We start from the raw sequence: 14261 nt of genomic DNA on the forward strand, positions 1-14261 counted from the left end.
GCCGCCGTCGGTCAGCACGATCTGCTCGGGCGGCGCTTCCACGCCGTGCTGCGCGAGCCGCCACGCGAGTTGCTGGCGCAGCGCGGGTAGACCGCGCGGGCTCGCGTATTCGGCGAGCGGCGACTGCGGATCGCGCGCCACGGCACGTAACGCACGGCGCACGCCGTCTTCCGGCAACCATGAAGGCGGCATCCAGCCGCAGCCCGGCTTGAACACCTTCGCACCGGCCTCCAGCGACTGCCGCGTGAGCCACAACGGATCGACCTCGCGATCCAGCCGCGGCCCGAGATCGGCCAGCGCGAGCGGCGGCGCATGGCCGGACACGAAAAAGCCGGAACCGCGCCGCGCCACGATCACACCTTCCGCGACCAACCGGTCGTACGCTTCCACCACGGTCGACTTCGACACACCGAGCGTCTCGGTCATCACGCGGATCGACGGCACGCGCGCGCCCGGCATCAGCGAACGGCTCGCGATGCGCTCGCGCAAACTGTCCATCACCGTGCCGACCCGCGTGCCTGCTGGCGCGACTGAGGCCGCCCGGTTGCTATCGCTTTCCGCCATCTGTACTGCTCCACGTTTGGTACAGTTTGTACGAATTGTACTGATCCGCAGCTTACCCTTTGCAGCTCGAAAGCGGATGCTGTAGGTTCCATTTTCTATGCACATGGACTCTTTCGATGGACAAGACAACGAACGGCTGGGTGAGCGGCATGGTGGGCGTGTTGATCTTCAGCGGCTCCCTACCCGCCACCCGCATCGCCGTGCAAGGCCTCGATCCGGTGTTTCTGACGGTCGCCCGCGCGACCATCGCGGGCACGCTGGGTCTGTTGCTACTGCTGATATTTCGCCAGGCCCGGCCTGCAAAGCACGACCTCATCCCGCTGGTGGTGGTCGCACTCGGCGTGGTGGTCGGCTTTCCGCTCCTGACCGCGCTCGCGCTGCGCCACGTCAACGCCGCGCACGCCGTGGTGTTCGTCGGGCTCCTGCCGCTGTCCACCGCGATCTTCGGCGTGCTGCGCGGCGGCGAGCGCCCGCAGCCGGCGTTCTGGCTGTTCTCGGCGCTCGGCAGCGGCGCGGTGGTCGCGTTCGCGTTGCGCCACGGCATCGATGCGTCGCCGGTCGGCGATGCGCTGATGCTGGCGGCGATTATCGTCTGTGGCCTGGGTTATGCCGAAGGCGCGCGACTGTCGCGCCATCTCGGCGGCTGGCAGGTGATTTCGTGGGCGCTAGTGCTGTCGCTGCCGGTGATGCTGCCGCTCGCCTGGTGGGCGCGGCCTGCCTCGTTTGAAGGCGTGAGCCACGCGGCGCTATGGGCGCTCGCATACGTGTCGCTCTTCAGCATGCTGATCGGCTTCGTGTTCTGGTATCGCGGACTGGCGCTCGGCGGCATCGCGGGGGTCGGGCAACTGCAGTTGCTGCAGCCGTTCTTCGGTCTGCTGCTCGCCGGCTTGCTGCTGCACGAACAGGTGCCGCCCGCGATGATCCTGGTGACCGTCGTGGTGGTGGCGTGTGTGGCGGGCGCGCGCCGCTTCTCGCGAAGCGCGCCGGTGCGGCCGGCAGTCTGAACGGCGTCTCGCCCGTGCGCGCTCCCTGATTTTCAGGACCGCGCGGGATCGGCTGTCGGATGAATATGTCATCATCTCGATAACCGACCCACCACTTGCGCTGCGACTAAGATGCCGACCGCTTTTGCACAAACCGTCGAAGCCCGCTTTGCCGAACTCACGCCCACCTCCAAGCGTGTCGCCAGCTACATGCTGGCGAATCTCGACCGGCTCGGCCTCGAAAACGCCGATCAGATCGCCCAGCAAGCCGGCACCAGCGGCATCTCCGTGGGCCGGTTCTTGCGCAGCATCGGCTACCAGAACCTGGATGACCTGAAGCGCGAACTGCGCGGCGCGCAGGAGCGTCCGTGGCTGATTACCGACCGCCTCGACGCATTTCGCCGCGCCTCCGGCCAGCACGACGAAACCGCCCCCACAGCAAGCGGACCTAACGCTTCTCATCCCGCCCCCAACCCGGCTCTTACCCACTCGCTCGAACTCGAAATCGGCGCGATCCAGCATGTCTACCAGCTTGCGCAATCGCCGGTGTTCGCCCGTGTGGCCGAACGCATCTCGAATGCGGACGCCGTCTATATTCTCGGCATTCAGTCCACGCGCGGTATCAGCAACGCGTTTTACAGCTACCTTGAATACATCCGCCCGCGCGTGTTCTATTCCGACGGCATGTCGGGCTCATATGTCGATTCGCTAAACTCCGAGTTCAAATCGCCGTATCTGATCATCACCGATACGCGTGCCTACTCGATGGTTGCGCGCCGCTATTGCGAAGCCGCCACGCGCCGTGGCCTGCCCTTCGCGCTCGTCACCGACATTTACTGTCCGTGGGCGCGCGAATTCGACGGCGATCTTTTGCAGGTGAAAACCGATGTCGGTCAGTTCTGGGATTCGCTGGCGCCGCTCACGTGCCTGTTCAACCTGCTGATGTCGGCGATTGTCGAACGGCTTGGCCCGGGCATTGACGAACGCGTTGCACGCAATCGTGAACTGCAAAGTGAATTCGACCAGTTCGACCTTTGAAGCCGCTTCCGCCGTACGCCACGTGATTGACGATCGACTCACCGGGAGCCGCCGCGGCACGCATGGCAAGCGCGCGTTGCTACGCGGCGCAATGTACGGGAGAGATCGAATCGGCAATCGTACAAACCGCCCGCTGCGAACGCTCGGCTGGCGCGCATGGCTCGACACGGTCAGCCTCGCCGACGCCACACTCGAACAGATCGCCTGCTCGAAGAGAGCCATCCTAAAGCCAAGACTTCCGACTACTATTTGCTGCTGGTCCAGCAGGCGGAAATCCTGAGGCAGCGCTCCGGGGTCTTCAACGCGATCATGTATGCGCCAGGCGGCCTGCCGCGTGCTGAGCGTGAACTTGCCAGCACCGTGGTCTCGCGCGTGAACGGCTGCGTGTATTGCGCATCGGTACATGCGCAACGATTCGGCCAGCTCGCGAAACGGACCGACGCGATCGAGCAGGTTTTCGAAGACCCGTTGACCGCAGGCACCACGGAGCGCGAGCGCGCGATCATCCGGTACGCGATAGGCATGAGCGCGCGGGGGGTGCAGCAAGCCGCATTGCGGTATTCTCACCGGCTCGTTAAGAAGGAGAATGGATCCATGAAGTTTTCGATTTGCCTGGCAGTTGCCGCCCTCACGCTGTCCGCCGGCGCTTACGCGCAAACCTCGCAGACCTTCCGTTTCGGCGAAGGCCAAAGCTCTCTGCCGTCCGGCAATGCCCATCCGGCACCCGCGCCGGGCGCACAGGCCCAGCCGCAGCAGGCGCCGCAAGCTCAGCCGCAAGCCCAGCCCGCCGAGCACGCGCCGGCCAAGGCCAAACCGAAGCACAAGAGCAAGCATCACCGGCATTACCGCGGACACTTGAAGCAGCCGGATACGTACTCGCATAACTGATCGCCGGAACGCATGCCACGCGCGTGTCTCCTGGCGACGAAAATCCGTAGCGCCCGGGCCCAGTCGTATGGCCGGGTGTTCCACGCCAGGCCTGGCGTGCGCCTGTCTCCTGTGGATGCGCTGATACTGCCTATAGAGCGTGGCGATTTTTGACTCGCTTCAAATTCGCGCGTGCGGCGGGCATAGTAAAACGTATTCTCAGACCTACCGGCCACGACAGGAACACGTATGAGCACCACCCGCCACGCGCCCTCCACGCCCCATTCAACCGACTCGGCCACCACCGCGCCCGTCATCCGCGACGCCGCTGAAGCCGATCTGCCCGCGATTCAGGCGATCTACGCGCACCACGTGCTGACCGGCGTCGCTTCGTTCGAAGAAATCCCGCCTTCCGTCGACGACCTGCGCACGCGCCTCGCGTCGGTGCGCAGCCACGGGCTGCCGTACATGGTGGCGGAGATTGACGGCGAAGTCGCCGGCTATTGTTACGCGACGCCCTACCGGCCGCGCCCCGCCTATCGCAACACGATCGAAGATTCGATCTACGTTGGCGATGGGTATCGCGGGCGAGGTCTCGGCCGCGTGCTATTGCAGGCGCTGATAGCGCGCTGTGAAACCGGACCCTGGCGCCAGATGGTCGCCGTCATCGCCGACGGCGGCAGCGGCGGTTCGTTGTCGCTGCATACACAACTGGGTTTCGAATTGACCGGCACGTTGAAGGCGGTCGGCTTCAAGCACGGCCGGTGGCTCGACACCACGCTGATGCAGCGGCCCTTGGGCGCAGGCGATTCGTCCTTACCGGACGATGTGGCGCGGGGACACGACTGACGCGCTGCGCGGCGCGTTAAAATCCCCCCATGCCCAAACCGCCGCCCCCCTTTTCGCCCGCGCCCGACGACTCGAACGTCCCGGCCAGCGCCGCGCCGCGCAATGAATACACCGTCGACGAACTCGCGCGGGTCACTGACACTACCGTGCGCAACGTGCGCGCGTATCAGGACCGCGGCCTGCTCGAACCGCCGGAAAAGCGCGGCCGCGTCGGCGTGTATGACGACACGCACGTGTCACGCCTCAAGCTGATCAACCACCTGCTGACGCGCGGCTACACGCTCGCGAACATTCAGGACCTGATCATGGCCGTCGACGAAGGCCACGATCTGCGTTCGATCCTCGGCCTTGAAACCGCAATCGGCGGCCGCTGGTCGCGCGAACGGCCGAAAAAATACTCGCTGATCGATCTGCTGCAATTGTTCGGCAACAAAGCCTCGCCGAGCGCGCTCGGCAAAGCCGTCGATCTCGGTTTGCTGGAGCGCGACGGCCTTTCGTTCGTATCGGGCAACCCTACGGCGTTGACCGCGGGCGCCGCCCTGGCGAAGGAAGGCATTCCACTCACCGACCTGCTCGATGCCGTGGGTACCGCAAGGCCGCACTTCAATGCGGTCGCCAAGGCGCTGGTCGATCTGGTGGTCCGTCAACTGGACCGCTACGACGCCGACGCCCTGCCCCCGCCTGCCGACGTGCCCGCTCTGGTCGAAGCAATCTGGCGCGTACGGCCGCTGGCAATGGTGCTGGTCGAAAGCGAAATGAACCGCGCGCTTGAAGAAGCTTCCGGCGATTATCTCGGCGACCGCGTCGCGGCGATCATGGAAAAGAAGCTGGGTCATCCGCCCGAAGGCACAACGGCGGAGCGCACTGCGGCCAAGAAAGACAAACCTAAAAAATAGCGCTGCGCGCGTCATATTCAAATCTGCATTGCTTCGTTTGCCCGGCGGGACGTCCGTGCGACGATCTTCGACCAATCGAACGCAATGGAGATTCGCCGGATGGCCCGTCATACCCGTTTTTCGCTTTCAGTTGCCACCGTATTGCTGGCGGCGTTCACGACATTGGGCGCAAGCGCGCAAAGCAGCGGCGACGGCACTACCCAGGAGCCGGCCAAGGTACTGCGCATCGGCTATCAGAAATCAGGTTTGCTCGCGATCCTGAAAGCGCAAGGCTCGCTCGACGACAAGCTCAAGCCGCTCGGCTACAGCATCAAATGGTTCGAATTTCCGGCCGGCCCGCAACTGCTTGAAGCACTGAATGCGAACAGCGTCGACTTCGGCTACACCGGCGCGCCGCCGCCGGTATTCGCGCAGGCCGGCGGTGTGCACTTCGTATACGTTGGCGCGGAACCGTCCGGGCGTCATGCCGAAGCCATTCTGGTCCGAAGCGATTCGGCGTTGCGCAGCGTGGCGGAATTGAAGGGCAAACGTGTCGCGCTGCAGAAGGGGTCGAGCTCGAACTATCTGCTGCTTGAAGCGCTGAAAAAAGCCGGCGTACGTTACGAAGACATTCGCCCGGTGTATCTGGCGCCCGCCGATGCGCGCGCTGCCTTCGAAAGCGGCACCGTCGACGCATGGGTGATCTGGGACCCGTACTACGCCTCCGCGCAACAGGCGCTGAAGGCTCGCACGCTGGTCGATTATTCGGACCTCAACGCCCCCTATAACTTCTATGAAGCCACACGCGACTTCGCCCAGCAGCATCCGGACGTGATCGGCGCGATTCTCGGCCAGTTGCGCACCACCGGCCTGTGGGTGAACGACCATCCGGTGGAAACCGCCGCGCTGATCGCGCCGAAGGTCGGTCTGGATCAGAACCTGGTTGAAACCTGGGTGCGCCGCTATCCGTACGGCACCACCACCGTAACCGACGAGATCGTGCGCTCGCAGCAGGTGGTCGCCGACGCGTTTTACGGCGCCCATCTGATTCCGCAGAAAGTGACCGTGAAGGATAACGTCTGGCAAAACCGCGACGTAACAGCCAGCCTTGCGGAAAAATAGACGTTGGCAGTTCGCCAATACAGCACGACCCTTTACTTCTCCATTCGTATCAAATCACACCATGGCGCTGCGTCAGCTTGAGGAATAATTTCTCAGGTCAGCGCCACATTTCGCGAGGCGCCCGTCATTCAATCCATGACGGGGCCACGCCCCCCTCACGCCGCTATCGCGCGCCGCCCCCCTTTCGCATCCGGAAACTCAATCTGTCAAAAAGCTTGTACCGGCAGAACTTTCCTTTTGAGAGGCGGTCCCTTTTCCGCACGCATTAATCGCGTCATTTTCCGGATAGTCGCTCGTCACTCGCGTTGCGCGGACGCGCGGTATTCATGCTTTTTACAAACCATGCGGCGAACCACTCGCCGCCGCTTAAAAAATCAGGACCGTCAAGGCCATGCAGAATCTACTCGCTGAGATCCACTCTAACCGGTGGACCTTCCTTTGGGACGCACTCACCACGATCTCGATGCACCTGTGCGCGGCCGCCGTAATATTGGTGGTGGGCTGGTGGGTTGCCCGCCGCGTCGCACGCTCGCTCAACCGGCTGCTCGCGAGCCAGTCGCGCATGGACGCCACGCTGCGTCCGGTCATCTGCGACACCTGCCTGTGGAGCATTCGCGTCGTCTCCATCATCGGCGCGCTGTCGCAACTGGGTATCCAGACAGCGAGCATCGTCGCCGTGCTCGGCGCCGCCGGCCTCGCTATCGGTCTCGCGCTACAGGGCACGATGCAAAACATCGCGGCCGGCATCATGCTTTTGCTGCTACGACCGTTCAAGGTGGGCGATTCGATTGATGCCGGCACGGGCAACGTCTCGGGCACCGTCGAAGAAATCAGCCTGTTTACGACGCGTCTCACGAAATCCGACGGCATTTGCGAATACGTGCCGAATAGCGCGCTGTGGAGCAATTCAATCCGCAATTACAACCGCAATCCGACCCGCCGCCTCGATCTGGAGGTGGAAATCTCGGTGCGTGACGACGTCGACCGGGCACTGGCCGCACTGCGCAATCTCGCCGCTGCCAACCCGCGGGCGCTGCAGAAGCCCGCGCCGCAGGTGATGGTGGCCCGTTTCGACGACAGCACCCTGGTACTGAACATCCGCGTGTGGGCCAACATCGACGCGTTCTGGGACATGCGCTGGGACCTCGCTCGCCAGGTCCGTCAAACGCTCAACGACGCGCAATGCGGCTTGCCGGTTCGCACACGCGAACTGCATATCGTGCAAAGCAACGACGCGGACGGGTCTGCAGCGGCTCGCGTGATTGCCGCGCCGCAGGCTTCGGTTCAATAACAGGTTAAAGCGTTAAGCCGGGCGGGTTTCCGATGCGAATTCGCCTGGAATTTTTCATATAGCGGAACGGAACAACCCTTCCACATCAGTCTCGCAGCCCTGCCCGCCAGCGCCGTAGCCGCCTGGGCCTTGCGCCACACCCCTTTCCGCCCCATAGAGTTTCTCGTCTAACCCGCTGCTTGCGTCATCCATTGACAGCCTTTATCGTTACATCAACCAATGTAACAGTTAAGAACGAACAACAAGGAGACGGATCGGATGAACGCACGCATGATGCCCCTCGACGACGCGGCGCCCAACGCATCGGCGCCCGACGCATCCGCGCCCATCGATACCGATATCGCCATCATCGGCTCCGGCTTTGCGGGCCTTGGGATGGCGATCCGCCTGCGGCAAGCCGGCATGACCGACTTCATCATTGCCGAAAAGGCCGAGTCGGTAGGCGGCACCTGGCGTGACAACCACTACCCCGGTTGTGCCTGCGACGTGCAATCGCACGTCTATTCGTTCTCCTTCGCCCCGAATCCGCACTGGACCCGCATGTTCGCGCGCCAGCCGGAAATTCGCGCTTATCTGGAAGAGTGCACGCAACGCTTCGGCGTCCAGCGTCATCTGCGTTTCGGCCATGAACTGGCAAGCGCGATCTACGACGAAACCCGCCACCGCTGGCAACTGACGTTCGCGAATGGCCAGCAATGGTCGGCACGCGTGCTGATCTCGGGGATGGGCGGACTGTCGCGCGCAGCCATGCCGAACATTCCTGGCATCGAGAAATTCAAGGGTAAAGCGTTCCACTCGCAGCACTGGGACCACACGTATTCGCTCGAAGGCAAACGCGTCGCGGTGATCGGCACCGGTGCGAGTGCGATTCAGTTCGTGCCACAGATTGCGCCACGCGCCTCGCATCTGAACCTGTTCCAGCGCACGCCGCCGTGGATCATGCCGAAGGCCGATCGCGCAGTGAAGCCGTTCGAACAGTGGTTGTTCAGGCATCTGCCGTTCACGCAGAAGATCATGCGCTCGGCGCTCTACTGCATGCTCGAATCGCGCGCCCTCGGTTTCGTGGTTCATCCTTCGCTCATGAAAACCGCGCAGAAAGTCGCGGAACGTCATCTGCGCCGCCAGGTGCCCGATCCGCAACTGCGCGCCACGCTCACGCCGAACTACACGATGGGCTGTAAGCGCATCCTGATCTCGAACGACTACTTCCCCGCGCTGTCGCGCCAGAACGTGTCGGTGACGACCACGGGCATCGCCCGCGTGGAAGAAGACGCGGTGATCACGACCGACGGCGCGCGTCATCCGGCCGACTGCCTGATCTTCGGCACCGGTTTCCAGGTGGCCGATCCCTTTCCGGCGGGCGTGGTGCGCGGGCGTGGCGGCGTCGATATCGTCGATACGTGGCGCGATGGCGCGCATGCGTATCTCGGCACGACACTGCCCGGCTATCCGAACTTCTTCATGATCGTCGGCCCGAACACCGGCCTCGGTCATAACTCGATGGTGTTCATGATCGAGTCGCAGGTCGAATACGTCCTGCGCGCATTGAAGACGATGAAGGCCGAACGCGCCGACGCGGTCGAAGTGCGCCCGCAGGTGGAGCGCGCCTACAACGAACAGATCCAGCAGAAACTCGGCCGCGCGATCTGGTCGACGGGCGGCTGCAAGAGCTGGTATCTCGATCCGAAGACCGGCAAGAACACCACGCTGTGGCCAGGATTCGCCTACAAATTCCGCCAGGCGACCAGTACTTTCAGCATGGACGATTACCTCGCGTATTCGCCCGCCGTGCAGCCGCTGAGCGGACATGCCGGCTCGCAGCCGCAACCTGTGCATGCTCACGGCAACGCTGCCACGACGTCAGCGGAAGCAACCTGAAAAAGCACCACCCAAAAAAGCATAACGACAAGGCACCGTTCAGAGAGGACAGGAGATAAGCCATGAAAAACTTCACCGACAGAGTGGCCGCGATCACCGGCGCAGGCTCGGGCATGGGCCGTTCACTCGCGATCCGGCTGGCGCGCGAAGGCTGCCACCTCGCGCTCGCCGACCGCAATGCCACGAGCCTCGAAGAAACCGCGCAACTTGCGCAGGCGGCCGCGCCGCATATCGTGGGCTCGCCGCTGTGCATCACCACGCGGGTACTCGACGTGTCGGACCGCGCCGCGATGTTCGACTGGGCCGCCGAAACGGTCGCGCAGCATCAGCGTGTGAACCTCGTGTTCAACAACGCGGGCGTCGCGCTGTCGAGCACCATCGAAGGGATGGAGTACGCCGATCTGGAGTGGATCGTCGGCATCAACTTCTGGGGCGTGGTGCACGGTACGAAAGCGTTTTTGCCGTATATCAAGGCCTCCGGTGCGGGGCACATCATCAATACGTCGAGCGTATTCGGCCTGTTCTCGCAGCCCGGCATGAGCGGCTATAACGCGACCAAATTCGCCGTGCGCGGCTTTACCGAAGCATTGCGCCAGGAACTCGATCTGATGAAGTGCGGCGTGTCGGCGACTTGCGTGCATCCGGGTGGCATTCGCACCGGCATTGCGCAGTCGAGCCGAATCTCGTCGAACATGGTCGGCTTCATGCTGGAAACCGAACAGCAAGGCAAGGACGACTTCGAGAAGTTTTTCATCACCACCGCCGACGAAGCCGCACGCGTGATTCTCGACGGCGTGCGCAAGAACAAGCGGCGCGTGTTGATCGGCCGCGATGCACGCGCCGCCGACTGGTTGGCACGTACGTTGCCGGCAGCCTATCAGGCGCTGGTCGTGATGCAGACGCGCCGCATGAAGCGCATTGCGGAAAAGCGCACGCGCCGCGCAAATGGACGGCCGTCGCGCGTGATGCGCGGATCGACAGCTAACGCAATGCATAACACCCAATCAGCACAATCAGCACAATCAGCACAATCAGCAGCACACACAGAATCACAGGGAGAAAGGCCATGATGCCGGTTCGCCGCGACCTCCATTTCAATTTACCGCCCGAACGTGCCTCAGATTGGCACGTGCAGGGCTCGCATGTGACACACTTCTTCAACGCGCTTTCGCTGCTTTTTCCCGCTGGCGAGCGTTTCTTCATGGACAGCGTGCGTCACTACCGCGACCAGATCGACGACCCCGTGCTGAAGAAGCAGGTGCTCGGCTTCATCGGCCAGGAAGCGATGCATACGCGCGAGCACATCGAATACAACGATCTGTTGCAGGAAGCCGGATTGCCCGCGCACAAGCTCGACAAGCGGCTGTGGGCCATGCTGAATTTCGGCCGCAAGATTCTGCCACTTTCGTATCAACTCGCGGTTACGGTCTGCCTCGAACATTACACCGCGATGCTGGCGGGTTTGCTGCTGGAAGACGCATCACGTATTGAAGGTTCGGTTGAAGGCTATGCGCAGATGTGGACCTGGCACGCGCTTGAGGAAACCGAACACAAGTCGGTTTCGTACGACGTGTGGAATGCCGTGGTCAAACCCGGCCTCGGACGCTACCTGCTGCGCACCGGCACGATGCTCGCCACCACGCTGACCTTCTGGCTGATCGTATTCGACTACCATTTGCGTTTGATCATTGCCGACCGCAAGCGCGGCGGGCATATCCGCGGCATGTGGCGCGTCGTGAAGTATCTGTATAGCCCGCGTCACGGCGTGTTTCCGCGTATTGCCGGTGAATGGCTGAGCTTTTTCCGGCCTGGCTTCCATCCGTGGGATCACGACAATCGCGCGCAACTGTCGCGCATCGATGGCCTCGTCGCCGCGGTCGACGCCTCCAACGCGGCCGCGCCGAACGCACGCAAAGCCGCGCGACGCGGCGTGCGGGCGGTCGCGTGATACGCGACACGCTGTCGGTCGAGGCCGGCGACGTGCGGCTCGCGGTCTACGTGAGTGGACCGCGCGACGCGCCACCGATCGTGCTCGTGCACGGTTATCCGGATTCGGCGGCAGTGTGGGAACCGGTGCGCGCGCAACTCGACGCGCGCTACCGCGTGATCAGCTATGACGTGCGTGGCGCAGGGGCATCCGGCGCGCCGGCATCGCGCGCGGCTTACCGACTCGAACGGTTGGCCGCCGATCTCGCGGCCGTCGTCGATGCAACGTGCGGCGTGCGGCCGTTTCACCTGGTCGGCCACGACTGGGGTTCGATTCAAAGCTGGGAAGCGGTCACCGATCCGGCCTTCAAAGGCCGCATTGCGTCGTACACGTCGATCTCCGGGCCGTATCTCGATCACGCGTCGTTCGGCTTACGTGGCGGCGCTGGTGCCGATCCTGCGGAACAGCCGAAAGCACATCGCGCAGCAAAGCGCCCGTTCGGCAGCGGTCTTCAGCAGACGCTCAAATCCTGGTACATCTTCTTCTTTCACCTGCCGTTGCTGCCAGAACTGGTGTGGCGAGCGGGCGGCGCACGCATGTGGCCGTTATGGCTGCGCCTGACCGAAAGGGTGCGCCCTGAACGCGATCCTGCGCAAACGCGCAACGCGATCAACGGCCTGAATCTCTACCGCGCCAATTTCATCGACAAGTTGCTGCGCCCGCGCGCACGCCATGCGCATGCGCCGGTGCAGTTCATCGTGCCGCTGCGCGATCGCTACGTCGGGCCCGAGCTTTCCATTGGACTCGAAGGCTGGCTCGGCGCATATGAGCGCATTGAAATCGATGCCGGTCATTGGGTCGTATTGCGCGAACCCGAACGTATCGCGGCAGGCATCGAGCGCTTTGTCGAGCAGCACCGGGCGCAGCAGCCGGCCGGCAGCGGCGGCCCCGGCACCTCGACGATCAACGCCCGAGCGGCAGGCGTGTGAACAGCGTCGGATAGTCGATCACGAGGCCGTCTTCATCCACCGTCAGGTCCGCAGTGAAATTGCGGAAGATGCCCTCGTAGCGATACACGCGATTCAACTCGATGCACGAATATGCCTGCTCGGCGCGCGTGACCTGCAAATCCGGCGTCGAAATATAGGCCACGGAAATCGGCTCGCGTGCGCCTTCGGCCAGTTGCAAACGACGGATCGGCAACGTGTTCGTATAGGGCGTGGCGGCGATATCGATATCGATGCAACCTTCAATCGCGCTCAGTACGAGACCATGGCCATCATGCCAATGGCCGGCGCCGTCACCATGCAGTTCCAGCTCACCACCGCCGACGATCTTCAGCCACGCATACGTGGTGCGCCATTGGGCGTCGCAGCGCACCTTATAGTGCAGGCCATACGCTTTGCCGTAGCGCTGCCCGACCAGAGCGCTCTCCACCGCAAAGCCGTCCGCGCGCGCGTCGAACACCAGATGTTCGATGCCGTCGCCCTCTTCCGATGCCCACCGTAATTCACGCATCAGCCTGTCTCCTTGTGAAACGGCACGGCAAGCGCGCCGGGTTCCTATCGTAGCGCGAAAGCTTTCGGTTCACCGACACGTTGCATTTCGGCATTTCGGCTCATGACGCTATGGTGCGCATGTGTCGCAAATAGCCACTATCAACGCCCGGCGATGCCTCACGCGGGGTAAGTGGCCTATGCTCGCGGTTCACACTCAACCTGACCCGCCGCGTGCGCCTGACTTCCACGCGGCAAAGTCGCGCCGCATCGAATTCGCCGCCCTTAAACCATGCACGCCGCCGCAACCGAAGCACAATCCGCCGCCTTGCGCACCTTGTTGCGCAGTCTCGGCCAGATCGTGCTGCAATCGAACGCCTTCACCGGCGCGTGCCTGCTCGCCGCATGGCTGCTGTGCGATCAGCGCCTCGCGTGCGCGGCGCTGATGGGTGCGATCGCGGCCAATGTGAGCGCAGTGTTGGCCGGCTATCGCGAGGACGACACACGCGCCGGCCTGCATGGCTTTAACGGCGCGCTGGCCGGTCTCGCTGCGTTCAGCTTCATCGCCGACAATGCGACGGCCGCCGCCGTGGCGATTCTGGCCGCGACCGGCACGGCGTGGCTGCTGGAACCGTGGTCGCGCTGGCTACGTGCGCGAAAGCTCGGCGTTTACTCGAGCCCCTGTCTGATCGTCACGTCGCTTTGGTTGCCGCTGGTGACGCGCGTTGCTCAGCAAGCAGGCTCCGCCGCCGAGCACACACTCGACGCGGCGCAATTGAGCAGCGGCTTACTCGCCGGGTTCGCACAGACCGGTTTTGCGTCCGGTGCGTTGCCGGGGTTGCTCGTGTTGATGGGAATCGCCGCGGCGTCACGACGGCACGCACTGTGGGCGTTGGTCGGCGCGGGCCTCGCGAGCGCCCTACACCTGCTGTTCGGTGCGAGTGCAAGCTCGTTCGACGCGGGCCTGTTAGGATTCAACGGCGTGCTGACCGCGATCGCGCTGGCCGATTGCGGTATCGCGGTGACGCTCGGCGGTGTTGTTCTGTCGGTCGTGTTGCAAATGGCGGCCACTTACTATGCGTTGCCGGTTATGACTGCGCCGTTCGTACTCGCGACGTGGAGCATGCAGTGGCTCACTCGCCGTTTTACGCGTGGTCCGGCAAGGTCCGAACCGGCGGAGCGCGTCGAAGGCCCGCGGCGTGCCGCGTTACCGGCATCGGCTACGTCGTCGGCTTCGGTTAGGCGCGTAGGTTAGCGCCACGGGTTTGGCGCCGCAGATTCAAGCCGCAGGTTCAAGCCGCACGTTTATCCCCAGACTCAGGCCGCCATCGCCGCCCACCAGACAATTTCAGGAGACAGACATGTCGTTCA

13 protein-coding genes and 1 pseudogene are annotated in these 14261 nt (G+C 63.3%); 12 read left to right on the plus strand and 2 right to left on the minus strand.

The features are described 5' to 3' along the window. The coding region (locus VFE81_RS01255; RefSeq protein WP_325042855.1) for a GntR family transcriptional regulator at nt 1-564 on the minus strand (564 nt) is incomplete at its 3' end. 116 nt (nt 565-680) lie between these two features. On the opposite strand from VFE81_RS01255, the gene VFE81_RS01260 reads away from it, so the two are divergent. The 11 genes and pseudogenes from VFE81_RS01260 to VFE81_RS01310 all read left to right on the plus strand — a co-directional run bounded on the left by VFE81_RS01260 (nt 681) and on the right by VFE81_RS01310 (nt 12383). Next, nucleotides 681-1568 carry a DMT family transporter gene (locus VFE81_RS01260; protein WP_325042856.1) on the plus strand — a complete coding sequence of 296 codons (888 nt, stop codon included), beginning with the start codon at nt 681-683 and terminating at the stop codon, nt 1566-1568. A gap of 111 nt (nt 1569-1679) precedes the next feature. After that, nucleotides 1680-2585 (plus strand): sap1 transcriptional regulator SapR, encoded by a 906-nt coding sequence (sapR, locus tag VFE81_RS01265; protein WP_325042857.1) that lies wholly within the window; start codon nt 1680-1682, stop codon nt 2583-2585. A 91-nt stretch (nt 2586-2676) separates the two neighbouring features. Continuing rightward, nucleotides 2677-3119, plus strand: a pseudogene (locus VFE81_RS01270) (peroxidase-related enzyme); the annotation flags it as partial. A 582-nt stretch (nt 3120-3701) separates the two neighbouring features. Beyond that, the gene (locus VFE81_RS01275) at nt 3702-4301 is read left to right on the plus strand and encodes a GNAT family N-acetyltransferase (RefSeq protein ID WP_325042858.1); all 600 of its coding nucleotides are present in this window, start codon (nt 3702-3704) and stop codon (nt 4299-4301) included. A 29-nt stretch (nt 4302-4330) separates the two neighbouring features. Continuing rightward, entirely contained in the window at nt 4331-5197 is an 867-nt protein-coding gene (locus VFE81_RS01280; RefSeq protein WP_325042859.1) for a MerR family transcriptional regulator, read from the plus strand. 99 nt (nt 5198-5296) lie between these two features. After that, nucleotides 5297-6298: a sulfonate ABC transporter substrate-binding protein gene (locus VFE81_RS01285; RefSeq protein WP_325042860.1), complete on the plus strand. Its 1002-nt coding sequence runs from the start codon at nt 5297-5299 to the stop codon at nt 6296-6298. A 391-nt stretch (nt 6299-6689) separates the two neighbouring features. Beyond that, nucleotides 6690-7589 carry a mechanosensitive ion channel family protein gene (locus VFE81_RS01290; RefSeq protein WP_325042861.1) on the plus strand — a complete coding sequence of 300 codons (900 nt, stop codon included), beginning with the start codon at nt 6690-6692 and terminating at the stop codon, nt 7587-7589. Nucleotides 7590-7847: 258 nt separating this feature from the next. After that, complete coding sequence (locus VFE81_RS01295) at nt 7848-9467, plus strand: NAD(P)/FAD-dependent oxidoreductase (protein WP_325042862.1); 1620 nt, start codon at nt 7848-7850, stop codon at nt 9465-9467. Between the two features lie 62 nt (nt 9468-9529). After that, the gene (locus VFE81_RS01300) at nt 9530-10537 is read left to right on the plus strand and encodes an SDR family oxidoreductase (protein ID WP_325042863.1); all 1008 of its coding nucleotides are present in this window, start codon (nt 9530-9532) and stop codon (nt 10535-10537) included. Further along, nucleotides 10534-11415, plus strand: coding sequence for a metal-dependent hydrolase (locus tag VFE81_RS01305; RefSeq protein WP_325042864.1), 882 nt, complete (start codon nt 10534-10536; stop codon nt 11413-11415). Before VFE81_RS01300 ends, VFE81_RS01305 begins: the two co-directional genes overlap by 4 nt. Beyond that, complete coding sequence (locus VFE81_RS01310) at nt 11412-12383, plus strand: alpha/beta fold hydrolase (protein ID WP_325042865.1); 972 nt, start codon at nt 11412-11414, stop codon at nt 12381-12383. Before VFE81_RS01305 ends, VFE81_RS01310 begins: the two co-directional genes overlap by 4 nt. Here VFE81_RS01310 and VFE81_RS01315 read toward each other — a convergent pair. Continuing rightward, nucleotides 12358-12912, minus strand: coding sequence for a putative glycolipid-binding domain-containing protein (locus tag VFE81_RS01315; RefSeq protein ID WP_325042866.1), 555 nt, complete (start codon nt 12910-12912; stop codon nt 12358-12360). The genes VFE81_RS01310 and VFE81_RS01315 overlap by 26 nt on opposite strands. 270 nt (nt 12913-13182) lie before the next feature. Here VFE81_RS01315 and VFE81_RS01320 point away from each other — a divergent pair, with 270 nt between their 5' ends. Beyond that, the gene (locus tag VFE81_RS01320; protein WP_325042867.1) at nt 13183-14145 is read left to right on the plus strand and encodes an urea transporter; all 963 of its coding nucleotides are present in this window, start codon (nt 13183-13185) and stop codon (nt 14143-14145) included. Nucleotides 14146-14261 lie beyond the last annotated feature (116 nt).

This window comes from Paraburkholderia sp. (genome assembly GCF_035656215.1).
GTDB lineage: Bacteria > Pseudomonadota > Gammaproteobacteria > Burkholderiales > Burkholderiaceae > Paraburkholderia.

What these genes read in the sequence shown, in the direction of transcription:
- VFE81_RS01260 (WP_325042856.1), top strand. Translation starts at nt 681, where the DNA reads ATGGACAAGACAACGAACGGCTGGGTGAGCGGCATGGTGGGCGTGTTG.
- sapR (WP_325042857.1), top strand. Translation starts at nt 1,680, where the DNA reads ATGCCGACCGCTTTTGCACAAACCGTCGAAGCCCGCTTTGCCGAACTC.
- VFE81_RS01275 (WP_325042858.1), top strand. Translation starts at nt 3,702, where the DNA reads ATGAGCACCACCCGCCACGCGCCCTCCACGCCCCATTCAACCGACTCG.
- VFE81_RS01280 (WP_325042859.1), top strand. Translation starts at nt 4,331, where the DNA reads ATGCCCAAACCGCCGCCCCCCTTTTCGCCCGCGCCCGACGACTCGAAC.
- VFE81_RS01285 (WP_325042860.1), top strand. Translation starts at nt 5,297, where the DNA reads ATGGCCCGTCATACCCGTTTTTCGCTTTCAGTTGCCACCGTATTGCTG.
- VFE81_RS01290 (WP_325042861.1), top strand. Translation starts at nt 6,690, where the DNA reads ATGCAGAATCTACTCGCTGAGATCCACTCTAACCGGTGGACCTTCCTT.
- VFE81_RS01295 (WP_325042862.1), top strand. Translation starts at nt 7,848, where the DNA reads ATGAACGCACGCATGATGCCCCTCGACGACGCGGCGCCCAACGCATCG.
- VFE81_RS01300 (WP_325042863.1), top strand. Translation starts at nt 9,530, where the DNA reads ATGAAAAACTTCACCGACAGAGTGGCCGCGATCACCGGCGCAGGCTCG.
- VFE81_RS01305 (WP_325042864.1), top strand. Translation starts at nt 10,534, where the DNA reads ATGATGCCGGTTCGCCGCGACCTCCATTTCAATTTACCGCCCGAACGT.
- VFE81_RS01315 (WP_325042866.1), bottom strand. Translation starts at nt 12,912, where the DNA reads ATGCGTGAATTACGGTGGGCATCGGAAGAGGGCGACGGCATCGAACAT.
- VFE81_RS01320 (WP_325042867.1), top strand. Translation starts at nt 13,183, where the DNA reads ATGCACGCCGCCGCAACCGAAGCACAATCCGCCGCCTTGCGCACCTTG.